This is a genomic window from Faecalibaculum rodentium (genome assembly GCF_001564455.1).
GTDB lineage: Bacteria > Bacillota_I > Bacilli_A > Erysipelotrichales > Erysipelotrichaceae > Faecalibaculum > Faecalibaculum rodentium.
The window spans coordinates 1,087,331-1,110,145 of sequence record NZ_CP011391.1 but is presented as its reverse complement, the minus strand read 5'-3'; the positions used below and the strand labels follow the sequence as shown (position 1 = coordinate 1,110,145).

Below are 22,815 nucleotides of genomic sequence, written 5' to 3'. Positions count from 1 at the left end.
TCAGTGTTCTCCCCGGCATGCTTCGCACTGGCAGCCTTCTTCATGATCGTGGTGGTGATGGTCATCCCCGTCGGCATCCAGACCGTCGAGATAGGCCACCAGATCGGCAGCCGCCACGGTCTCCTGTGTGCGGGTTTCCGTGGTCTTGACCGTCACCACGCCTTCCTCGAATTCCCGGCCGCCAATGATCAGCACATGCTTTGCATGAGCCCGGTCAGCCGCCTTGAACTGTCCCTTGAAGCCGCGCCCCTGAAAATCCATCTCGGACTGATAGCCTGCTGCACGCAACTGTGTCAGGAGCTCGAAGGCATACATCCGGGCTTTTTCATCCAGGACCATCACATAGCAGTCCACGCCGGCTGCATCCTCCAGCGTAATGCCTTCTGCCTGCAGGGCGATGAGCAGCCGTTCCAGACCCAGGGCCCAGCCAATGCCGGACATGCCTTCCGGGCCGCCGAAATATGGAATCAGGTTGTCATACCGGCCGCCGGCCAGCACCGTGGACTGGGCTCCCATTTCCCGGTTCTCCGACACGATTTCAAACACTGTGTGAGTGTAGTAGTCCAGACCGCGGACCAGGTCATCCTCCACCTGATAGGGGATCTCCAGGCGGTCCAGGATTTCGCAGACTGTCCGGAAATACTCACGGGATTCGTCATTGAGGTAATCGGACATTCTCGGCGCCTGCTGCATGCACTCTTTGTCGTGATCCACTTTGCAGTCCAGGATCCGCAGCGGATTCTGCTCATACCGTCTCTTGCAGTCGGCACACAGCTCACCGACATACGGGGCAAAGTAGTCCTTCAGGGCTGCACGGTAGGCTGCACGGCTTTCATCGTCTCCCAGGGTGTTGAGCAGGATCCTGATGTCGGACAGCCCCAGGCTTTTCAGGATCGAATAGGCCAGGACCATGACTTCGGCATCCGCATAGGGGCTTTTCACGCCCAGGGATTCCACACCGAACTGGTTGAAAATCCGCAGCCTTCCCTTCTGAGGCCGCTCGTGCCGGGCCATGGGACCGAGGTAGTACAGCTTCATGGGCAGGTCCGGATCGGCATACAGCTTGTTTTCCACAAAACTGCGCACCACACCGGCCGTGCCTTCCGGGCGGATGGTCAGGCTGGTCTTCGATCCCGGGAGCGTGAAGGTATACATCTCTTTGTTCACCATGTCGCTGGAGTCGTTTTCCCGCTTGAAGACATTGGTGTGTTCAAAAATCGGCGTCCGGATTTCCCGGAAGTCATACAGGTAACAGAAATCCTTCAGGTGCTGCTCCAGGGACTGCCAGGCCGGTGACTGTTCCGGCAGCAGGTCCGCGGTGCCGCGGGGGATCTGATATGTCATGAGGGTTCCTCCTGCAGCGCACTGGCTGCATGTCATGTCTGTGAATCAATGAAACCGGGTCAGACTCAACTCGCCCGGTACAAAAAACGTCCCTGCCAGACAGGGACGAATGGGAAAGCAGCCGTGCTGACCGCTGCCGCTCTCCGGATCAGTTCAGGTTCGATACGTTGTGATATACGTTCTGTACGTCATCGACGTCATCCAGCAGGGTCACCAGACGGCGGAACAGTTCCAGGTCTTCGCCTTCCAGCTCCACTTCTTCGCTGGGCACCATCTTGGATTCCAGAACTTCATACTTCACATCCGGGATCAGCCTGTCGATGACTTCCTTGGCATCGTCCAGCTGTGTGGGGTCCACGGTGACGGTCATGTAGCCGTCTTCGATTTCGATGTCCTTGAGCTCGATGTCGTTTTCGATCATCGCATCCATCATGGCTTCTTCATCTTCAAACGGGATGACGATGACACCCAGGTATTCGTAGCCGAAGGAAACGGAACCGGCCACTCCCATTTTTGCGTGGGACTTATTGAAGCAGGCACGCAGGTTCGCAATGGTCCGGTTGGCGTTGTCTGTCAGACAGTCGATGATGATCGTGCTGCCGCCGCCGGAGCCGAACCCTTCATAGCGGGCTTCGCTGTAGGATTCATCCGCACTGGACTTGGCTTTGTCAATGGCACGCTTGATGACATCTGCGGGAACGTTGTTGGCTTTCGCCCGCTCGATGGCTTTTTTCAGCGTCTGGTTCATATCGGGGTTGGGGTCACCGTTCTTGGCGGCCACCAGGATTTCCTTGGAGTAGCGGGAATAGATTTTCGCTTTCTGATTCGCGGTTTTCTGCATGGCTGCAGCACGAACCTCAAAATGTCTGCCCATTAGTATCTCACCTTTCGCATTCGGTCAATATTTTACACGCTGGCTGTTTTTTATTCAACAGAGGCGTAAGCCGCGATGATTTTCGCCACCAGGGGATGACGGACGACGTCGCTTTCCGTCAGACGGATCACGGAGATGCCGTCGATGTCTTTCAGAAGATCCGCAGCCTGCACCAGGCCGGAGTCCTGCCGGCGGATCAGGTCGATCTGTGTCACATCACCCGTAACAATCATCCGGCACTGCTGTCCCATGCGGGTCAGGAACATTTTCATCTGTGCCTTTGTGGCGTTCTGGGCTTCGTCCAGGATCACCACGGCTTTGTTCAGAGTCCGGCCCCGCATGAAAGCCAGGGGTGCAATTTCAATGACGCCCCGTTCCAGATAGCGGTCCACGGTTTCCTGTCCCAGCATGTCATACAATGCATCGTAAAGGGGGCGCAGGTAAGGATCGACTTTTTCCTTCATATCGCCCGGCAGAAAGCCCAGGGATTCCCCGGCTTCCACCGCCGGTCTGGTCAGGACGATCCGCTCGATGTTTTCCTTTTTCAGCTGCTGCACAGCCCAGGCCACGGCCAGGTAAGTCTTGCCGGTTCCGGCTGCGCCCACCGCAAAGACGATGTCGCTGTCTTCAAAAGCCCCCGTGAGCCTGGCCTGTCCTGCGGTCCGCGGGTAAATTGGCCGGCCGGTTTTGGTCCTGGCCACCGGTTTCAGGTTTGCAGCCGAAAACTGGGACAGCTGCCCGGATTTTGCCAGAGAGCACAGATATTTCATGTCCGCCGTGGAGAGCTCCAGGCGCTCGTCAATGATGTCCAGTGCCTTGTTCAGCACTTCCAGGATCGCTGCTTCGTCCTCGGGCTTCACTTCCAGGACCTTCACCTGATGCCCGCGCAGAAGCACCGGCACATGAAAGGCCTGGGAGAGCACGTCCAGGTTTTCGTCGTGATTTCCTGCCAGCACCTGCATCAGCGACATATCATAGTCTTTGCAGTCCAGGGTCAGAGTCTTGGTTTCCATAACAGTCCTTTCAAACAAAAAAATCTGCAGATGCAGATTATTTTCTTATTTTCCTCTACGGGCTTTGCGTGCAGCTTCAGATTTCAGCTTACGGCGAACACCCGGCTTCACGTAAAATTCTCTTTTACGGGCCTCGGCAAGGGTGCCGTTGCGGGACACCTGACGCTTGAACCGGCGCAGGGCGTCATCGAGCTGTTCGTTCTCTTTGACAACAACTTTAGGCATGCAGACAAACCTCCCTTCCCAAGTCATACAAACAGAGTATAAACGGACGCTTTCCAGAATGCAAATGATTTTGATTCGCGGGATCTGTGGCAAGGCTGAAATGAACCTGGCGGACACATATCCTGCAGATGAAAAGTCTTTAAACAGGTGCAGGCAATACTGAAGCTGACAGGATTCTGGCAGAAAGGAGCATTCAGCCAGTATCCAGTCATTTTCTTAAAGCGCAATATACTATGGTCTGGATTTGGCTTTTGGTATGTTCGAAGCAGAGAGGAGGAATGCCATTGAACAGTCATTTCCTTCTGCCTGGCAGATGCATCAAAGCCGTTCGTTCTGTGTTCCTGCTTTCCGTGATCCTCAGCTCTTCGGGATGCACAGATTCTCCGCCTGCAAAATAAGAAGCAGAATCCGGAAAGCCGGATGCGTCAGTCATCAGACGACCACGGAATCGTACCTTACGAATCTGACTGGCCGGATTATAATTACGGCAACTGGAAAGATGTTATCGCCAATCCCGCCAAATATGCCAAAGTGGCCAAGTGTATCGTAGAGGCAACCGGTTTGAATCTGACAGATGCTGTCAAGCTTCTTAGCGGTCAAATTACATTCTGGGCTGTAGCTGCTCAATTTGGTATCCAGATCGCCTGGGATTTCACAACCTGTTTGTGGGGATAAAACTCATAATTTCATTGGACATCGAACAATCAGACTGGTACTGCCCAGTCACAATACGAGGAGGATCTCCATGAAACATGCATTCCTTTTGATCATGACACTGATTGCCATCACTGTGGTGGCAGTCCTGATGATTTCGCCGCCTGCAGACATCGTAGAGTTTGTCCGCAGCAGGCTGGAGGATAGTGAGATAAACGGGACCGGTCTGATCACTCTGGCTGTTCTGGGTCTGACTCTGATCGCGGTATACATCTGTTTGTCCAGTAAATTCCCGGCTGTGAAAAACCGCATCTGGATTCCCCTTGGCTGGATCTGGGAGCTGGCCTTTCTCTTCCTGTGTTATGGAAAGTCGCCAGAGCTGCCTGATCGCCTGATCCAGCATTTTGGCTTTTCCATAGTCATGGGCATCGGACTCTGGATCATGCTGAAACAGCAGTGCCGTTCCGGCTCTGACAGTTGAGGTCCTGATTCTCATCGACATTGAAAAGAGCGCATCGGATCATATCTGATTCCAGATGCGCTTTTTATTTCCACCATGTACAGACCGAAGGCTGTCAGCAACTCCCGGCTTAACAGGCCTTCCACCACATTTTTCCATTTTCGAACTCATATAAAACACTGCCTTCATCCGCCAGATACGAAAGGAAGGAGCGCACTGTGCTTCCCACCAGCACGTACTGGGCCGGATTCAGACGGATGTCATACAGACCGCACAGAGCAGCCAGGATGTCTTCGAAGGTTTTGGGTTCAGCCAGGATCTCCAGGATCTGATGGAGCAGGTTTTTTACATGCTCCTGATTGAAAGCAGCCAGTGCCCGGATGTCTTCTGTCACTGGGGCATGAGCGGCCACAAACACAGCCGCCTGCATGTCCCGTACCCTGTCCAGCGTCTCAAGATAAGCCTGGACATCATACACAAAGGAGAGGCCATACTTTTTCAGCGTTTCCCGAGAGCTCAGGCAGTCAGCCAGAAAGACCACATCATCTGCGGTCCGGAATCCCTGCATCTGGAAAAAATGTCCCGGCAGATCAATCATCTCCAGACCTTCCGGCAGGACATCCGGCGTCAGTTCCCGGCAGTCACAGGGCTGGGCCATGAGAAACTTGTGCCGCAGTGCCTTGAAAGGATACCCACCATAAAGAAAGGAAGGCTCCAGCACAGACCATTTCGTAAAGGCGCATTCGATGCCTGGCGCATAGATCCTGCAGCCGGTGCGGTCCTGAAGAAATCTGCAGCCACCGATGTGATCCGCATTGGAATGGGTAATGTAAATGGCCGCCAGCTGCCAGTGATTCCGGTCTAGCACCTGGCGTATTTTTCGTCCGGCTTCCTTGTCGCTGCCGGCATCGATCAGCACGACCCGTGTATCATCCAGCTGATACAGTCCCACTCTGGCCGGCGACTCAATGGTCCAGGTCCTTCCTTTTATATGCGTGAGTTCATACATGCTCTGTCCTTCCCTTCCTTTCATTTCCAGTATATCTTTGCTTCTGCGTGGCATCTGTCAGCCATGGTACTGGATGATGTTCATAAACCGGCATCCGTGTCCGCCCGCCCGGTAGCTGTGGTCAACATCTGCCATGAACCGCAAAGCCTGCAGGTCCTCCAGCATTTCCTGGCTGTCTCCTGCTGTCATGACCAGCGTTCCCTGTTCCAGGAGGATCGTTTCCTCCGTTCCCGCTGCATGAGGCGGTGAAGAATGGACACAACCAGGTTCCAGACTCACCCGCCAGATCTCTGTTCCGGTGTTCGGATCGAAGGGAAACAGCAGCCAGGCCTTCATCCGTCCGTCTTCTGCTTCAACCGGCCTGTCCGGCACCACTTTCTGCATCCGGCGCTCCGGTTCCTGCAGCAGACTGGAGAGCGGGATCTGCAGCCCCGAAGCAATTTTCCACAGCGTGCTGATGGTGGGAACCGAGGCTTCCCGTTCGATCTGCGATAGCATGGGGCGTGATACTCCCGTCAGGATGCTCACCTGTTCCAGAGACAGGCCTCGTTTCCGGCGGATGAATTTCAGGCTGCTCCCTGGTCTGGGGACAGTGGATGCAGATTGTTCCGTACAAGCTGTTGTATGTGATAGTTTCATGTTTCCAATATAACAGAATTTATGCCGGTCGCAACCAAAAGGCTGCACATTTGAAAACACCCCTGACAGCCATATACATGGGAGAAATGCGGTTTGAAAAACAGCGCCGGCGAAATCTGAACGACAGATTCTCCGGCGCTGAATGACATGCTGTTTTCCGGTCTCGGTCCCACAGCGTTACGACTGCAGAACCATGCCTTCCGGCCTTTCTGCCGGACTTCGGTCTTCTTCCTCTTCCTGAGGATGCGGGACCTGGTTGATATTGTACTTGGTTTCGTATTGCGACAGCAGGTCGGCATATTCGCTTCGTGACTGCTCCTGGTATTTGCGCAAAAACCGGTGGACATTGAAGTCCTGCTCCGCCTGCTTCACCATATCCAGGGCAATGTTGGCACAGTGATCCACTATTCGCTGCATATTCACCAGCATTTCACTCTGGATGAACCCCATTTCCATGGAGCACTTTCCTTCCTGCAGCCGGCGGATATGCCGCTTCTTGATTTCATCCGCAGACACTGTAACCAGTTCCCGCAGCGGGAACACCCGTCGGATGGACTGCACATCATCGTTCTCGAAGGCCTCCACCGTCAGGTCAATGCTTTCCTCCACGGCCGCACTCATGATCGCCAGCTCATCCCGGGCCTCCAGAGAGAAGCTTTCTTTCTTCTGGTTCACCGACCGGGCCAGGTTCGCGATCTCCAGGGCATAGTCGCCAATGGATTCAAAATCGCCAATGGCCTGCAGGCTCTTGGATATGGAACGGGACTGGTCTTCGCTGATGGCCATCGTCATGATCGCCACCAGGTATTTTCCCAGCTTGTCCTCGTATTTGTTCAGGGTCTTCTCCAGATGCTCCACTTTCCGGTACCCTTCATCGGAATAGTCCTCCAGCAGCCGGATGGCGCGGTGCACATTTTTCTGCGCCTTCAGCGCCATGCCTTCCATGACCTCCATGGCCCGCTGATAAGCCAGTTCGGGGTTCTGCAGGAGTCTGGAATCCAGCTTCTCGAAATCCGGCTGGTCCTCTTTCTCGGCTTCGGTCACCGGCATCAGCAGCATGATCAGGGACCGCACGCCATGCACAGCCGGCAGCATGAGCGTCATGGCAATGGCACGGAACAGTGTGTTGGTGGCTGCAATGGTGAAGGGATCCATGACCAGATCATTCAGGTGCAGCATACCCAGCATCTCCAGCGGGTAATACACCAGGGCTCCCAGCACCATGCCCAGTACGGAGACCACAAGATAGGCCAGACTGGTTCTCTGCCCCGCCCGGCTGGATCCCATGGCTGCCAGCAGCACCGGGAAGGAAGCCCCGATTCCAATGCCCATGACCATGGGGAAGGCCCCCTGGAACGTGATGGCGCCGGTAGTCGACAGGGCCTGGATGACGCCCACGGCCGCGGAACTGGACTGCAGGATGGCCGCAAAGGCGATGCCGAAGAGCCCTGCCAGAAGCGGGTTGTTGAGCGCCACCATGGTGTCAATGAACACGGGGTTGGTCCGCAGGGGTGCAACGGCACCGGACATCATGGACATGCCGGCCATCAGCACCGCGAATCCCAGCAGGATGGAGCCTGTGTGCTTCAGGACATCCTTTTTCGCAAACATATGCAGCAGCATACCCGCCACTGCAACCACCGCTGTGATCGTGGTACTGGAAAAATAGGAAGCCCAGCCAGCCCCTTCCACATAGGACAGGGATACGATCCAGCCGGTGATGCTCGTGCCGATGTTGGCACCCAGGATCACGGCAATGGCCTGGGTGAACTTCATCATTCCGGAATTCACAAAGCCGATGACCATCACCGTGGCGGCGCTGGATGACTGTACGGCACAGGTCACGGCTGTTCCCAGCAGGAAGCCTTTCAGCGGGGTATTGGTGAGTTTGTACAGGATCATCTCCATTTTGTTGCCGGCGACTTTTTTCAGCCCGTCAGACATGGAAGACATTCCGAACAGAAACAGGGCCACGCCTGTGAGCAGACTCAGCACCATTGAGACATTCTCGTCCATAAAGAACTCCTTTTCTTCACTTTCCTTCGGTCAATTTTCTTCATTGTTTCATCCAGGACGGTTCCTGACAACAGAAAAAAGCCGAAAATCCGGCTTCAGTCTCCCTTTCGGGATCATCCGTCACGGATTTTCGGTCTGTTGCATGGAATAGCGGATTGTCGCACCTGAATTGTCTGTCTTTCTGTCAGCCTGGCTGTCCGGCCCGCGTGCATCTGTTCCCGCTGTGGGATGCAGTCACCCGTTTTCTGGAAAAGCAGCCGCAAATCCCCTCTCCAGATCTTCCAGGATGTCATCGATATGCTCTGTGCCAATGGACAGCCGGATCGTGGCATCATGGATTCCCTGGTCCTCCAGCTGTTCTTTGGACAGCTGGGCGTGGGTCGTGGTAGCCGGGTGAATCACCAGGGATTTTACATCGGCAACATTGGCAAGCAGGCTGAAAATCTCCAGGGCATCGATGAACCGGTGGGCTTCCTCTTTCCCGCCTTCGATGTCGAAGGTGAAAATCGATCCGCCGCCATGCGGGAAATACTGTTTGTACAGTGCATGATCCGGGTGATCCGGCAGCGATGGGTGGTTTACTTTGCGGACATGTGGATGGTTTTGCAGGAAGTCCACGACTTTTCCGGTATTCTCCACATGGCGGTCCAGCCGCAGGGAGAGCGTCTCTGTACCCTGCAGCAGCAGGAAGGCATTGAAGGGAGAAATCGAAGCCCCGGTATCCCTCAGCAGGATCGCCCGGATGTAGGTGGCAAAGGGAGCGGGCACATCCGCGAAGACCACGCCATGATAGGACGGATTGGGTTCGGACAGCTGCGGGAACTTTCCGTTTTTCCAGTCAAAGCTGCCGCCATCCACAATGATGCCCCCCAGGGAGGTGCCATGACCGCCGATGAATTTTGTCGCCGAATGCACAACGATATCCGCACCGTGTTCCAGAGGCCGGAAGAGATACGGCGTCCCGAAGGTGTTGTCGATCACCACCGGAATCTGGTGCCGATGGGCGATTTCGGCGATTGCATCCACGTCAGCGATATCGGAATTCGGGTTTCCCAGGGTTTCCAGGAACACGGCTTTGGTATTGGGGCGGATCGCCGCTTCCACTTCCTGCAGGTCATGGGTGTTCACGAATGTCGTCTCAATGCCATAGTCCTTCAGGGTGTGCTCCAGCAGGTTGTGGCTCCCGCCGTAAATGGTGTTCTGGGCCACGATATGGTCCCCTGCGTGAGCCAGTGCAAGGATGGCATAGGTGATGGCTGCCGCCCCGGATGTCGTGGCCAGGCCGGCCACTCCGCCTTCCAGTGCAGCGATCCGCTTCTCCAGGACATCCTGGGTGGAATTGGTCAGCCGTCCGTAGATGTTGCCGGCATCTGCGAGCCCGAACCTGTCCGCCGCATGCTGCGAGTCATGAAACACATAGGATGTGGTCTGGTAGATGGGGACTGCCCGGGAATCGGTGGCCGGATCAGCCTGTTCCTGTCCCACGTGAAGCTGAAGTGTTTCGAACCGATAGTTGTTTTCTGTGCTGCTCATGATGTTTTCCTCCTTGTTTCTGTTCATGAATGTTCCTGGGATACGATCCTGAGCATCACATTCGTCCAAATCGGAAATTGCAACGGTTCAGCTTCGTGAAATCCGGCATGGCGGTCCTCTCTTTCATTGCCTACTGTTTTAATAGGTTAATGTAATGATAATGGCCCGACACCCATGCGTCAACTGATTTACAGAATTTTTTCAGAAAATTTTCAGCCTTTCCTGATGCCGGTTGTCTGATCCGGATCCCCCCGCCTCCGCTCCAGTCCCGGTTTCCGGTTAGAAAAACGGAGTGCATCTGACTCACTCCGTTCTCCAGGCAGACCGTCACCGTCCTGCTGTACCGCTGAATGGGGACCATTGGGTCCTTATGCCGGTTTTTTCTTCGGTGTCCGCTTTTTGCGTGCCGGCAGTTCGGGTTCCATGGCATCCATGAGCGAAGTCAGGAAGGGCCTGTCCTCCAGGTCTTCCACCAGGATCATATCCTTCGCTCCAGGATAGGGCGGTTCCAGAGAGGCATCGGGCAGCAGCCGCAAAGCTGACGGAACCGGTTTGACGAGCAGCCGGTTGTCACAGATGTCACCCCCGACTTTTCCGCCCCAGTACACGAGGTATTCGCCCATCATCGGCCGAATGACCACATCGTCTCTGCCCGAGAGCTGTTCCCGGACATAGTTCACAAATTCCCTGCTTGATGCCATCTTTCTTCCTCTTTCCGTCAGTGAGTCTCCTTGACCGGTTCATGACCGCTCTTCAAAGCATCCGGTTCTGCCATGGGTCCGGCTTCCGGAAGCAGCAGATGGATCACCGGCAGGTGCCATGGATTGCAGATCCGGGGGATCTTCATCCAGTCCCCCAGTCCCCGGGAAACGATCATGCTCATTCCCTGCACGGTTCTGTACAGCCCCGAAGTGTATTTTGGAAGCAGCCGCTGTCCCGGTCCTGCCAGCCCCTGGTGAAAGAGACGCCACTGACCGCCATGGATATGCCCCGCCAGGATCAGACTGGCAGTTGCTTCCGACAGGCGGTCTGCCTTGTATGGATCGTGCACGAGCAGCAGCCGGATCTGTTCCGTTTCGGGAAACCGGATATCCTCCGGCCAGACATCGAACCCGACACCCGCGACGTGAATTCCCTTCCAGGCCACTTCCTCATTCTCCAGAACCGTCACACCCAGCGCTCTCAGCTGATCCAGCAGCTGTGCCACGTCCTGTCGGTACAGCTCGTGATTCCCCGTCACATAAAACACATCCAGATCCGCATTCCGCAGACCGGCGACAAATTCGAACGCCGGCTTTGGAGACTGCACTCCGTCAAAGAGATCGCCTGTGATCATGACACCATCCGGCCGCAGGCCGATGACCGTTTCCAGCAGGTGTCTGCGGTGACGGCTGTGCAGATCCGAGACATGGACGATGGTCAGCTCACCGGCTGCCCTGCAGCTGGCCCGCCGCTGTGCCTGATCCATATGGCAAAGGGCTCCCGTTCTGGAGACCGGCGAGCCCTGGATCACGAAGTGTTCGACGTCTATTTTTTCAGCGCTTCGATGCATTCTCTTGCCGCCACGTTGTCACCGATGTAGGGACTCCGCCCGGTTTCGCGGTAAATGAAGGGTTCATCCGCCTTGCCCAGGATCAGCACCACATCATCCTTTTTGGCGCTGGAAATCGCCTGGTTGATGGCCTCATACCGGTCTTCGATGTACAGATTGTTGGTGGTTTTGATGCCTTCCCGGATCTGGGATGCGATCTCCCTGGGGTTTTCATCACGCGGGTCGTCCTCCGTCAGGATGATCAGGTCGCAATACTTGTCGGCGAGTTCCCCGAACACCTTCCGTTTGGCCACATCCCGCTTTCCGGCGGATCCGAACACAGCGATCACATCGCCGTTTTCTCCCGTGATTGAGCGACCGAACTGAAACATCTGTTCCATGCCGTCCGGTGTGTGGGCAAAGTCCACAATGACATGAAAGTCCTGCCCCGCATCGATCTGCTCGAGGCGTCCCTTGATCTGCGGGAGATCTTCGCAGGCCGGCAGGATCCGGTCCAGGGGCATCCCCGTTTCATGCAGCGCCGCAATGGCAGCCAGGAGATTGTATATGTTGTAGCGGGCCACGAGATTGGTCATGACCGGATACAGCCGGCCCTGGTGCACGAGATTGAAATGCGAGCTGGTGCTCGTCATCTGGATGTCAATGGCCCGATAGTCCGCCTCGGAGTTGATGCCATAAGATATGACCCGTGCCTTGCTCAGCCGTTCCAGGTCCTTGAACCGCGGATCATCCATGTTCAGGATACAGACACCGTCTGCCTTGACCCGGTCCTTGAACAGCCGGCTCTTGGCGTCGAAGTAATTCTCCATGGTGCCGTGGAAATCCAGGTGGTCATAGGTGAAATTCGTGAACACCGCCGCATCGAAGTTGATGCCGTCCACACGCCCCTGCGCAAGCCCATGGCTCGATACCTCCAGGGCACAGTCTTTCATGCCCGCCGTAACCATGTCATTGAGTGTGCGCTGCAGAAACAGGGCATCGGGAGTGGTCAGGTCCGGCATGAGGTGCTGATCGCCATAGTCGATCCCGATCGTCCCGATATACCCTGTCGGCTCCTGGAGGTTCATGATTGCCCGGATGATGTTGGCGACGGAACTCTTGCCGTTGGTGCCCGTGATGCCGAACATCCGCATTTTGTCGCTGGGTTTCTGGTAAAACAGACGTGCACACTGATTCATTGCCGCATTGACATCCTGGACCCGTACATAGATCGCTCCCGGCCGCTTTTCCTTCAGGTCCCTGGAATACACGATGCACGTGGCCCCTTTGTCCAGGGCATCGTCGATGAAGTCATGACCATCGTATGTCAGGCCAGGCAGACAGAAATACACATCGCCGGGCTTCACCTTCCGGGAATCGAAACTCAGGCCCGTGACATTGGTCGTGGGCGCATTCTTGAACAGTTTTGACAGACGCATGATTCAAACCTCCATGATGTACCGGCCATCCTCCGGCCGCAGCGTTCCATGCACCCGTCCGGACAGCGGACGGTCACAGCGGATCAGAACCGGATGGTACTGGCGGGTGTATCCGGTATATTCTCCATTTTCTCCCTGCTCGACAAGAACCGTTTCCTCTCTGAAACGGGTCATGTCAGCCATACGCAGTTCCTTCGACAGTTCCAGCAGTCTGGCTGCCCTCTCCTTCTGGATGGTGCCGTCCACCGGTGGACCCATCCGGCTGGCTTTGGTGCCCTGGCGCTGCGAATACGGGAATACATGCAGGAAGGAAAAGCGCATCCGCCGCAGAGTCTGCATCATCTCCTCAAACTCCGCATCGCTTTCACCGACAAATCCGCAGATCACATCTGTGCTGATGCTGATATCCGGCACCGCCCGGCGGATTTCATCCAGCCGCTGTTCGAATTCCTCCACCGTATAGGGACGGTCCATTCTCTGCAGAACTGCATTGCTTGCAGACTGGACCGGGATGTGCAGATGCGGCATCATCCGGGGTTCTGTGGAGAGAAGGGCGATGAGGCCGTCCGTCACTTCCGTGATCTCGATGCTGGAAATCCGGAACGTCACATCTGTGGTGACCGACAGCATATCCTTCAGGAGATCTGCAAGGTCTTCTCCCTGTTCTCCCTGCCACCGGCCGGTGTGAATGCCTGTCAATACGATCTCCCGGTGTCCGGCCGCTTCCAGTTCCTGCACCAGCTGCAGAGCCTCATCCCGGGAAATCGACCGCTCCCGCCCTCTGGCAAAGGGAATGGCGCAATAGGAGCAGAACTGGTTGCAGCCATCCTGTATTTTCAGGAATGCCCGGTTGCGGCCTTCAAACCTGGCAATGGGCATGGATTCAAATCCGGCTCCTTCCTCATGGGAAGTCAGGTCTGCGCTCCGGTCTTCCGTCATCAGCGCCAGCACCCTGGCTGCCAGTTCGTTTTTGTGCCTCGCGCCAATGATCAGGTCCGCCTGCAGTTTCTGCTTTTCCTCTTCTTCCGCTGTCTGAGCATAGCAGCCCACCACCACGATCCGGGCACCGGGATTCCGGCGTCTTGCCCTGTGAATCATCTGACGGGACTTCGCGGCTGCCGTATTGGTGACCGTGCAGGTATTGATGATGCAGACATCCAGATCACTGTCCGCTTCCTCGAACCCCAGCTCTTCCAGCTTCTGGGCGTAGTATCTGGATTCGTAGGCGTTGACCTTGCACCCAAGCGTGGTAATGGAAAACCGCATCAGCATCCCTCCTGTTTCTCTGCCGGAGATTCACTGTCAGACAGGCAGGTCTCCGGTTTTTCGCTGACATGCGTCTGGTATTCACAGCACGCCAGTACATACAATGCCGCGGTCTCCGCCCGGAGGATCCGGTTTCCCAGGGTGCAGGGGGCAAACCCGGCTTCCATGAGCCAGCCAGCTTCCTGCTGGGAAAAACCGCCTTCCGGACCGATGCAGCATGTGACGGATGCAGGATCCTGCTGCAGATAGTGGGCCAGGTGGCGGCTCTGTTCCTTTTCATAGGCCACAAGATTCAGCTGTGACTTGTAGGCTGCCAGGTCTTCGAGACGGGAAACCGGCGCCAGTTCCACCAGGTCATGCCGGTTGCACTGTCTGCAGGCATTGACCAGGATCTGGTTCCAGCGCTCCATTTTGCGGAGTGCCCGTTTGTCATCCAGCTGGATCACGGAATACCGGGACACAAAGGGAACAATGCGGGTGACGCCAAGTTCTGCGGCTTTCTGCAGCATCCATTCGAATTTGTCCGATTTGATCAGTGCCGTGCACAGTGTGATTTCTGGTCCCTGTTTTTGGGTTTCCTCTTTGCCGAACAGCCAGACAAACGGTTTTTCCTCCACATGTCCCAGCCACACTTCCCCATCACAGACCACGCGTACCGTTTCCCTGGGGCCTGTCCGAAGCACATCAAACAGATGATGGGCCTGCTTTTCGTCCAGCATGATCCGGGATTCCAGAGCACAGGGGCCTGATGCAAACACCTGCTTCATGCGCGGCGGGTTCCGCTGTCGGTCTGTTCTGCAGATGACGCCAGCCGCAGGAGTTCCTTGACCTCATGGGGGTTGAGCCGCCTGTACTCGCCGGGTTTGAGTCCTTCCGCCGTCAGCGGGCCGAAGCTCTTGCGGTTCAGCCTGCGGACTTCGCAGCCCAGGGCTTCCATCATGTTCTTCACCTGGTGATTCTTTCCCTCGCTGATCGTGAGCTCCAGGATCATGCGGTCCCGGGTATAGTCTTTCTGCAGGATCCGGACACGTGCAGGCTGATAGGTCTCCGTCTTTGTCTTCAGGCCGCTTTTCAGTGTCTGTACGTCTTCAGGCGACAGCATACCCTGCAGGTTGATGGTGTAGGTCTTGGGAATGTGATAGCGTGGATGGATCATCCGGTTGGTGAATTCTCCGTCATTGGTCAGCAGGAGGATGCCGCTGGTATCGTAATCCAGGCGTCCGACCGGGTAAATCCGCCTGTCTTTCGGCAGATAGTCCAGCACGGTCTTCCGGTCCTTGTCGTCGCTGACGCTGCAGATCGTACCCTTCGGTTTGTTCATCAGGTAATAGACTTTTTCTTCCTTGTCAAGTCTCTGTCCATTGACCTCGATCGTATCGCTGCCCGACACCTTGGTCCCGGGTTCCGTGATGACTTCTCCATTTACCCGCACCCTGCCCCTGGCTATGAGTGCTTCCGCCTTCCGCCGGGAGCAGATCCCGGCCTGGGCAATCACTTTCTGAAGTCGTTCCATGATTCATCATCCTTTCGCTTCGTTTTGCCGGAAACTGTATCCGGCTTTCTGTGCCTCTGTCTGTGCCGGCCGGATCACCGGCTGCCCTGCTCAAAGACAGTTCAGGCCCCCTGCCCTGTCCCTGGTCCGCTGTCATCTGCCGAAGATCCTTCAGGCTCCTCTGTCACTTCATCGAACAGGCTGGCCTGCCCGCCTTCCGCGGACAGTTCCGGCAGCGACTGCAGATCCTCGAGGCTGAAGGCATCCAGAAAGGCATCCGTCACGCGGTAAAGCAGCGGCCGGCCCACTGCGTCAAGACGGTCGCGGGCTTCGATATAACCGCGGGCCAGCAGTTTTTTGAGCATTGTATCGCAGGCCACACCGCGGATCTCCTCAATCTGGACCCTGGTGACCGGCTGGCGATAGGCAATCACCGCCAGTGTCTCGAGGGCAGCAGCGGAAAGAGAAGCCGGCCGGACTTCCCGGAAGAGATCCTGTGCATAGGGAAACACCTCTGCCCGGGCCACAAACCGCCAGCGGCCTGCATACTCCACCAGATCGATCCCGCGGGATATGCAGTCTTCCTGCAGCCGGTGCAGCCCTGCTTCCAGTTCCTCCCGAGTATATTCCGGCATGCCTGTCTGCAGCTGCCAGAGATCCAGGCCGTCCTCTCCGGCAAGAAAGACCAGGCCTTCCAGAATCTTCAGTGCCTGGCTGCCCGGTATGTCTGCTGTTTCTGTCATTGGTTCTCCTTTGTGCCGGCCGGACCGGGCTGGCCGGATGCGGTCCTGTCCGATTCTGTGCCGGCTTCGCCCTCCGGCCTGTAAATCCGGATGTCCTCTTCATTCTGCACCGCCTGCACGAGGCCTTCGTGCAGAAGATCCAGAAGGGCCAGAAATGTCACCACGACCATATGCACATCTGTGCAGTCGCTGCACAGCTCCCTGAGACTCGTCCGGGCTCCCGGAGGCAGTCTGTGAAGGATCTGCTGGCGCCGCATGCCGGTGGACAGTTCCCGCGTCTGGACCCTGGTTTCATGCGGGACCAGGACAGCATACCGTCGCAGGACACGTTCCATGGCTTTTGCCAGTTCATCCCCCGTGCCGGTCCAGGTTTCCTCCACCGGCCGGCTCCATTCCCTGATCCGAGAATCCGGAGCCCGGGAAAGCAGCAGGGTACGCTCCTCGTATCGGGCAGAGAGCATCTGCGCAGCTTCCTTGTATGCCTGGTACTCCAGCAGCCTGCGGACCAGATCCTGCCGCCGGTCTTCCTCGTAGTCATCCTCCTGGTCATCCTTCTGCCTGGGCAGCAGCATCCGGCTTTTGTATTCGACCAGCAGCGCCAGTTCCTCCAGGTACTCGCTGGCGATCTCCAGGTGAAGATCCGCCATGGACTGCAGATAACAGATATACTGGTCGGCCAGTTCAGCCATGTTCAGATTGTGAAGATCCAGCTTGTGCTGCCGGACCAGATGCAGCATCAGGTCCAGCGGTCCTTCAAATTCATTCAGTGCAACCAAAAATTCCATGCATTCACCTTTCGCAATTATACCATAGACGACAGCGACCAACTCATGGCTCTGTGGTATACTGAAAAGACTTCCGAATTCGGGAAAGGGGGAAAGGGACATGAAAAAAGCCGCCATCTATCTGCTTCTGGGCCTCTTTGCGCTGCTTGTGCTCCATCCAGGGCTCAACAGCTCCTATACTGCGCCGGATGTCCGGGTACCCACGGTCAACAACAGCGGATCCACCACCAACGAAGATGCCACTATGACATCCAGCCAGTCCCACGCCGTCATAGCAGTCGATGCGGGACATGGCGGCAGCGACTATGGCTATGTGTCCGATACAACCATTCCTGAAAAGGACATCAATCTGGATCTGGCACTGGCCATCGGACGGAAGCTGTCAGCTGCCGGATACCAGGTGGTCTACACCCGTGAGTCCGACGATGTTCCGGTGTTCGATACTGAGGCAGCCTCCAGTCAGGACCGTCTTCGGCGGATGAAGGAACAGGGTGTGCAGTACCTCGTTTCCGTCCAGCTGTCCAGCAGCCCGGATCCGCTGGCCAGGGGATTCGCGGTCTTCACCCAGCCGCAGACACAGCTGGAAGAACTGGGGGCGGCGGCCGGGCAGGCAGTGTCCGCGATCAATCTGTCGTCATTTGAAGGCGTGGATTCCGACCATTACGCAAACTTCCCCATCCTGATGGACCGGGATGTGCCGAGCATTCTTCTGGAGCTGGGATATGTCACGAATCCGGATGACTACGCCAAACTCACCGATTCAAGTTACCAGGACCGGATCGGGGAAGCGGTTGCAGAAGCATTTCTGAAAGTTGTCAATTAAGTCCGCAGGGACTTTTTTGTTTATCTTTTCCGGTATGGTAAAATCTTGGGCAAAGGGAAAAAGGAAATGGAAAAAGAAACACTGTTTGAAGGAAAAATCTTCACGCTGGGCCGTGAAACCATCGACGGTCATGCGTGGGAAATCATCCGCCATCCCGGCGGGGTGGGAGTTCTGGTGGTCCGTGAGGGAAAAATGCTGTTCGTGAAGCAGTTCCGTCCGGCCGTGAATGCCGTGACCCTGGAGATCCCTGCCGGGAAACTGGAATACGGAGAAGATCCTCTTTCCTGCGGCATGCGGGAACTGAATGAAGAAACAGGCCTGGAATGCAGTTCCATGACCCTTCTGCAGAAGTTCTGGTCCACGCCGGGATTCTGCGACGAAACACTCTATATCTATCAGGCGCATGATCCGAAACCGGCTGCCGTTCACCTGCCGCCGGATCCGGATGAAGACATCGAGCTGGTCTGGATGAGCCTGAAAGATGCACTGGCCATGGCAGGGCGAAACGAGATCTGCGACGCAAAGACGCTGATCGCGCTTTACCTTGCCGTGCTGCAGACCCATGAAATCGGGCGCTGAGTCCGGTTTCCGGCCTGGCACGTGCAGGCATGAATCGTAAAATGAAGTTTAGAAAGAGAATATATGAATTTTTTGTTTATCAGTCCCAATTATCCGGAAAGTTTCTGGATGTTCTGCCGGGGACTCAAGCGGCAGGGGGCCAGAGTGCTGGCGGTGGTGGATCAGCCCTATGATTCCCTGAAGCCGGAGCTCAGGGCCAACATCGACGAATGCTTTGTGGTGAAAAGCTTCCATGACTACCAGGAAGTGCTCAGGGCAGCGGGCTATTTTACCTGGAAGTATGGCAAAATCGACTGGATCGAGTCCAACAACGAAGCCTGGCTCACGCTGGATGCCCGGCTGCGGGATGACTTCCATGTGACAACCGGGTTCAGCCTTGAACAGATCACGGAATTCCAGTCAAAGGCCGCCATGAAACAATACTATGAACGGGCAGGCGTTCCTGTCTCCCGCTACTGCCTGCCAAAGACGCTGGAAGAGGCCCGGGCCTTTGTACAGGAAGTCGGCTTCCCTGTCGTGCTCAAGCCTGACCATGGTGTGGGCGCATCCTTCACCTACAAAATCTCAGACGATGCCCAGCTGGTATCCTGCTTCGAGCAGACAAGGGACCTGCACATGATCCTGGAGGAATACATCGACGCGGACGTGATCACGCTGGATGGCATCACCGACCAGGACGGCCAGATCCGCTTTCTGGGCAGCATGGAATATGTCGGCAACTGCATGGATTCTGTACAGCAGCATGACTCCATCGGTACGTACTACACCTTCGACGTGAGCGATGAATACCGCCAGATCGCGCAGCGGGTCGCGGATTCCTTCGGGATCCGGAGCCGGTTCTTCCACGGTGAATACTTCCGTCTGCGGGAAGACAAGCCGGGGCTCGGGAAAAAGGGCATGCTCATGGGGCTGGAGGTGAATTTCCGTCCACCCGGAGGATTTGCACCGGATCTGCTCAACTACTCCAACGACATGGACATCTACGACCTCTGGGCACAGGTCATCACCGGGCACGAGACATCTGTGTCTTCCAGGCTGAAATTCTCCGCAGGATTCGCAGGACGGCGCAACGGCGTGCCCTACCGGTACTCGGTGCATGAAATCGAGGACATGTTCCGGCCGGAGCTCCTGAACACGGAATACCTGCCGCCTGCCTTTGCAGCAGCGATGGGAGATGTGACCATCAAGGCACGATTCACTTCCATGGAGCGGAGGGCAGAGTTCTTCCTGAAGGCATTTGAACGGCAATGATCCTCAAGTTTGAAGTCTTCATGGAAAAGCTGCAGTGCAGCCGGATGATCCACATGTATCTGCCGGATGACTACCTGACATCCGGCCGGGACTACCCCGTGCTGTACATGTTTGACGGACACAACCTGTTTTTTGATGAAGACGCCACCTTCGGCCGCTCCTGGCGGCTGCAGGAGGAAATCCAGGCAGCCGGTGCCGATCTGATCGTGGTTGGACAGGAATGTTCCCACGAAGGCAATGCCCGTCTGGACGAATACGGGCCGTTTCCCTTCTATGATGCGCAGTTCGGGTATTTTTCAGGAAAAGGAGAAGCGACCATGGATTTCTTCATCAACGACCTGAAACCCTATATTGATGCCCACTTTCCCACCAGACCCGGACGGCGCTGGACGTGGATCGGCGGCAGCAGCTGCGGCGGCCTCATGGCACTGTACGCTGCCTGCCGGCATTCCGATGTCTATTCCCGGTCACTTGTGATCTCTCCCTATGTGCTGCCGGTTCTGGGTACACTGATGGCGGACGTTTCATCCTGCCGGCTGCATCTGCCGGCACGGATGTACGTCTCCTGGGGGGCTCATGAAGGGACTGGAATGCATGCGTTCATTGAAGAAACCGCGGCCTGCACGGATCTGGCCAACCTGCTGATGGACAAGGGCATGAGCGTGCGGTTCAATGTCAAGCCCCAGGGAGAACACACGGAAGCTTCCTGGCAGGAGGAAGCCGCGGATTTCCTGCGCTTCCTGATGGAACGATGAACCGGTCAGTTGTGGTTCATGCCTTGCCGGAGCTGACAGATCCGGAAGCCAAGGAGATCGTGATATCCGATATTCATGGCAATCTCGCGGTATATCAGCAGCTGCTGAAGAAATGCCGATATCGCCACGGGGTGGACCGGCTGATCCTGGCAGGTGATCTCGTGGAAAAAGGGCCGGAAAATCTGGCCCTTTTGCGCTTCGTCATGGAACAGGTGCGGACCGGAAATGTGTGGTGTCTGATGGGAAACTGTGATTTCACCGCCAAAAACGTGCTGTTTTCCTACCGGCTGCAGTTTCTGAGATCCGTCATCACATCACGGCAATCTCTGATCATGGAAATGGCAGAAGCACTGGGCATTGATCCTGCCGGAATGGAGATGGATGAATTCTGTCACAGGATCCGTCAGGCCTTCCTGCCGGAGCTGCAGTTTCTGGCGGATCTTCCGCATGTTCTTGTATCGCCTGACCGGATTTATGCCCATGCGGCCATCATGGATGAAGAGCACTTCGGATCGGACTTCCGGGAGGTCATGACCACACCGTTTTTCCTTCACACCGACAAGCGGTTCTCAAAACCCGTCGTGGTTGGTCACATGCCGGTTTCCGAATACCGGAACAGAGTGATCGACTTTTCTCCCGTTTTCGATCCGGCCCGGAACATCTGGTCAATCGATGGCGGGAATGTGGTGAAGAGATCCGGTCAGCTCAATGCAGTCATCTTTCAGGGCCGTAACGTCACGACCGTGTCGGCTGATGATCTGGAACAGGCAGTCGTGTTGAAGGACACAGATCCCGGGGTGCAGATTCCCTTCGCCATGAGCTGGAATCACCGGGACATCTCGGTCCTGGATCATGCGGGAGAACAGTCGCTGGTGCATTCTGACTGGCTGCGGCGATCCTTCTGGGTCCCGGATGCATTTGTGCAGTCCGGTTCGGTCAGCGAATACACCAATTACCGGATGCCGGCGCAGGCAGGTGAACGGGTTTCTGTTGTCCTTCGCTGTCAGGACCAGGTCCTGGTCAAACACAACAGCGTTCTTGGCTGGATGGAGGCAGAGGCGCTGGCCCTGCCTGAATCAGAGGATAACGATACAGAACAGGAACCGGCCGGCATGTAAACAGGAAAAGGCATCAACCCCGTTTCTGCATGGATTGCAGAAACAGGCACTGATGCCTTTTTTCCGTACTGCAACTGTATGTGGACCAGCAGAGTATGCACCCCATGGTATCATGCAACCTGCCCCGCTGCAGATCTTTCAGAGTGGTGTCTGTACCAGTCAGTCTTCTTCCGGTTCCGGGAGGGAATCCTGGTTGCGGGCTTCCTCCAGGTAGACACAAAGATACTCCGCTTCTTCCTGCGTCGTGTGCCAGCTGGTCACAAACCGCACTATGATATCATCATTCCACTGCTCCCAGATTTCGAAATCAACCCTGGTGGACAGATATTCATATTCCTGCTGCGTGACGACCACAAAAATCTGGTTGGTTTCGCTGGTCAGCAGCAGTGGATAGCCCAGTTCCTTGACACGGTTCTGAATGGTCATGGCCAGTTCATTGGCATGCCGGGCATTTTCAAACCAGGCATCGTCTTCGAACAGGCCGATGAATTGAAGACCCAGCAGCCATCCCTTGGCCAGCATGGCACCGCTCTGCTTTTCAGTAAAACGGAAATATGGCTGCAGTTTCCGGTTCATGATCACCAGCGCTTCTCCAAACAGCGCACCGTTCTTGGTGGCCCCGATCGTGAAGGCATCGCACCATCCCGCCAGGTCATTCAGGTCATAATCCACACCGGATTCCAGTGCGTTGCCAAGCCTAGCGCCATCCATGATGAGGTACAGCTGGAACTCATCGCAGATGGCCCGCAGATCCTCCAGTTCTTTTCTGGTATACACGGTGCCCAGTTCCGTGGCATTGGAAATATAGACAGCTCTGGGCATGACCATGTGTTCAAATATCAGCTGGAACTGACTGTGAGCCTTGCGCAGGGCGGCCGGTGTGATTTTTCCGGAGGCATTGGGCACGGTAATGACTTTGTGACCCGTCGCCTCCACCGACCCGGTTTCATGCACGGCAATATGCCCCGTATCCGGACTGTAAACGCCTTCATACGGTCTCAGGATATGACGCAGGACAGTCAGGTTGACAATGGTGCCCCCAACCAGAAAATGAATGACCGGATCATGATCCGGCATCCGGGAAGCCAGCAGTTCCCGGGCTCTCTGGCAGTACTGATCCGTTCCATAGCCAGGGTTGTCGGCTTCATTCGCCTGTGCCAGAAGCTCCAGGATGCGGCTGGTACAGCCCTGTCCATAGTCGTTTCGAAAAAACAGCATACACTCTCCTTCTTTCCCTTCCGGAAAAACTGAAGGGACATGTTTGTT

The 22,815-nt window shown here is 56.0% G+C and carries 24 protein-coding genes; 7 read left to right on the top strand and 17 right to left on the bottom strand.

The features are described 5' to 3' along the window. From hisS to rpsU, 4 genes are all read right to left on the bottom strand, one after another. On the bottom strand, positions 1-1,344 hold the full coding sequence (gene hisS, locus aalo17_RS05480) for a histidine--tRNA ligase (RefSeq protein ID WP_067556605.1): 1,344 nt from the start codon (positions 1,342-1,344) through the stop codon (positions 1-3). Between the two features lie 148 nt (positions 1,345-1,492). After that, positions 1,493-2,218 (bottom strand): YebC/PmpR family DNA-binding transcriptional regulator, encoded by a 726-nt coding sequence (locus tag aalo17_RS05475; protein ID WP_067556601.1) that lies wholly within the window; start codon positions 2,216-2,218, stop codon positions 1,493-1,495. A 50-nt stretch (positions 2,219-2,268) separates the two neighbouring features. Then, positions 2,269-3,231 carry a PhoH family protein gene (locus aalo17_RS05470; protein WP_067556598.1) on the bottom strand — a complete coding sequence of 321 codons (963 nt, stop codon included), beginning with the start codon at positions 3,229-3,231 and terminating at the stop codon, positions 2,269-2,271. Positions 3,232-3,276: 45 nt separating this feature from the next. Beyond that, complete coding sequence (gene rpsU / locus aalo17_RS05465; RefSeq protein WP_022355884.1) at positions 3,277-3,456, bottom strand: 30S ribosomal protein S21; 180 nt, start codon at positions 3,454-3,456, stop codon at positions 3,277-3,279. Between the two features lie 420 nt (positions 3,457-3,876). Here rpsU and aalo17_RS05460 point away from each other — a divergent pair, with 420 nt between their 5' ends. Then, positions 3,877-4,131, top strand: a complete 255-nt coding sequence (locus tag aalo17_RS05460; RefSeq protein ID WP_067556596.1) for a hypothetical protein — start codon at positions 3,877-3,879, stop codon at positions 4,129-4,131. Between the two features lie 70 nt (positions 4,132-4,201). Then, positions 4,202-4,591 (top strand): hypothetical protein, encoded by a 390-nt coding sequence (locus aalo17_RS05455; RefSeq protein ID WP_067556593.1) that lies wholly within the window; start codon positions 4,202-4,204, stop codon positions 4,589-4,591. A 109-nt stretch (positions 4,592-4,700) separates the two neighbouring features. On the opposite strand, the gene aalo17_RS05450 is transcribed toward aalo17_RS05455, so the two are convergent. The 12 genes from aalo17_RS05450 to aalo17_RS05395 form a co-directional block, all read right to left on the bottom strand. Continuing rightward, positions 4,701-5,603, bottom strand: coding sequence for an MBL fold metallo-hydrolase (locus tag aalo17_RS05450; RefSeq protein WP_203225845.1), 903 nt, complete (start codon positions 5,601-5,603; stop codon positions 4,701-4,703). A 33-nt stretch (positions 5,604-5,636) separates the two neighbouring features. Beyond that, the gene (locus tag aalo17_RS05445; protein ID WP_082743262.1) at positions 5,637-6,218 is read right to left on the bottom strand and encodes a helix-turn-helix domain-containing protein; all 582 of its coding nucleotides are present in this window, start codon (positions 6,216-6,218) and stop codon (positions 5,637-5,639) included. 177 nt (positions 6,219-6,395) lie between these two features. Beyond that, a complete protein-coding gene (locus aalo17_RS05440; protein WP_067556590.1) occupies positions 6,396-8,234 on the bottom strand; it encodes a Na/Pi cotransporter family protein in 1,839 nt (612 codons plus the stop codon). A 234-nt stretch (positions 8,235-8,468) separates the two neighbouring features. Next, positions 8,469-9,767, bottom strand: coding sequence for an O-acetylhomoserine aminocarboxypropyltransferase/cysteine synthase family protein (locus tag aalo17_RS05435; protein WP_067560127.1), 1,299 nt, complete (start codon positions 9,765-9,767; stop codon positions 8,469-8,471). Between the two features lie 368 nt (positions 9,768-10,135). Next, a complete protein-coding gene (locus aalo17_RS05430) occupies positions 10,136-10,468 on the bottom strand; it encodes a TfoX/Sxy family protein (RefSeq protein ID WP_067556587.1) in 333 nt (110 codons plus the stop codon). A 17-nt stretch (positions 10,469-10,485) separates the two neighbouring features. Then, positions 10,486-11,235, bottom strand: a complete 750-nt coding sequence (locus aalo17_RS05425) for a metallophosphoesterase (RefSeq protein WP_067556584.1) — start codon at positions 11,233-11,235, stop codon at positions 10,486-10,488. A 59-nt stretch (positions 11,236-11,294) separates the two neighbouring features. Continuing rightward, positions 11,295-12,737, bottom strand: coding sequence for a UDP-N-acetylmuramoyl-L-alanyl-D-glutamate--2,6-diaminopimelate ligase (locus aalo17_RS05420; RefSeq protein ID WP_067556580.1), 1,443 nt, complete (start codon positions 12,735-12,737; stop codon positions 11,295-11,297). A 3-nt stretch (positions 12,738-12,740) separates the two neighbouring features. Next, a complete protein-coding gene (mtaB, locus tag aalo17_RS05415; protein WP_067556577.1) occupies positions 12,741-14,003 on the bottom strand; it encodes a tRNA (N(6)-L-threonylcarbamoyladenosine(37)-C(2))-methylthiotransferase MtaB in 1,263 nt (420 codons plus the stop codon). Continuing rightward, positions 14,003-14,770, bottom strand: coding sequence for an RsmE family RNA methyltransferase (locus aalo17_RS05410; RefSeq protein WP_067556574.1), 768 nt, complete (start codon positions 14,768-14,770; stop codon positions 14,003-14,005). Before aalo17_RS05410 ends, mtaB begins: the two co-directional genes overlap by 1 nt. After that, complete coding sequence (locus aalo17_RS05405; RefSeq protein ID WP_067556570.1) at positions 14,767-15,516, bottom strand: pseudouridine synthase; 750 nt, start codon at positions 15,514-15,516, stop codon at positions 14,767-14,769. The genes aalo17_RS05410 and aalo17_RS05405 overlap by 4 nt, the downstream gene beginning before the upstream one ends. A 101-nt stretch (positions 15,517-15,617) precedes the next feature. Then, positions 15,618-16,238, bottom strand: coding sequence for an SMC-Scp complex subunit ScpB (gene scpB, locus aalo17_RS05400; protein WP_082743261.1), 621 nt, complete (start codon positions 16,236-16,238; stop codon positions 15,618-15,620). Then, the gene (locus tag aalo17_RS05395; RefSeq protein ID WP_082743260.1) at positions 16,235-17,023 is read right to left on the bottom strand and encodes a segregation and condensation protein A; all 789 of its coding nucleotides are present in this window, start codon (positions 17,021-17,023) and stop codon (positions 16,235-16,237) included. The genes scpB and aalo17_RS05395 overlap by 4 nt, the downstream gene beginning before the upstream one ends. Before the next feature lie 100 nt (positions 17,024-17,123). Here aalo17_RS05395 and aalo17_RS05390 point away from each other — a divergent pair, with 100 nt between their 5' ends. From aalo17_RS05390 to aalo17_RS05370, 5 genes are all read left to right on the top strand, one after another. Beyond that, positions 17,124-17,846: an N-acetylmuramoyl-L-alanine amidase family protein gene (locus tag aalo17_RS05390; RefSeq protein ID WP_067556567.1), complete on the top strand. Its 723-nt coding sequence runs from the start codon at positions 17,124-17,126 to the stop codon at positions 17,844-17,846. Between the two features lie 66 nt (positions 17,847-17,912). Further along, positions 17,913-18,425: an NUDIX hydrolase gene (locus aalo17_RS05385; RefSeq protein WP_067556564.1), complete on the top strand. Its 513-nt coding sequence runs from the start codon at positions 17,913-17,915 to the stop codon at positions 18,423-18,425. A 63-nt stretch (positions 18,426-18,488) separates the two neighbouring features. Further along, positions 18,489-19,676: an ATP-grasp domain-containing protein gene (locus tag aalo17_RS05380; protein WP_067556561.1), complete on the top strand. Its 1,188-nt coding sequence runs from the start codon at positions 18,489-18,491 to the stop codon at positions 19,674-19,676. Then, positions 19,673-20,431 (top strand): alpha/beta hydrolase, encoded by a 759-nt coding sequence (locus aalo17_RS05375; protein ID WP_067556558.1) that lies wholly within the window; start codon positions 19,673-19,675, stop codon positions 20,429-20,431. Before aalo17_RS05380 ends, aalo17_RS05375 begins: the two co-directional genes overlap by 4 nt. Then, positions 20,428-21,549 carry a metallophosphoesterase gene (locus aalo17_RS05370; protein ID WP_067556555.1) on the top strand — a complete coding sequence of 374 codons (1,122 nt, stop codon included), beginning with the start codon at positions 20,428-20,430 and terminating at the stop codon, positions 21,547-21,549. Before aalo17_RS05375 ends, aalo17_RS05370 begins: the two co-directional genes overlap by 4 nt. A 159-nt stretch (positions 21,550-21,708) precedes the next feature. On the opposite strand, the gene aalo17_RS05365 is transcribed toward aalo17_RS05370, so the two are convergent. After that, positions 21,709-22,767: a threonine aldolase family protein gene (locus tag aalo17_RS05365; protein WP_067556552.1), complete on the bottom strand. Its 1,059-nt coding sequence runs from the start codon at positions 22,765-22,767 to the stop codon at positions 21,709-21,711. Positions 22,768-22,815: the final 48 nt, after the last annotated feature.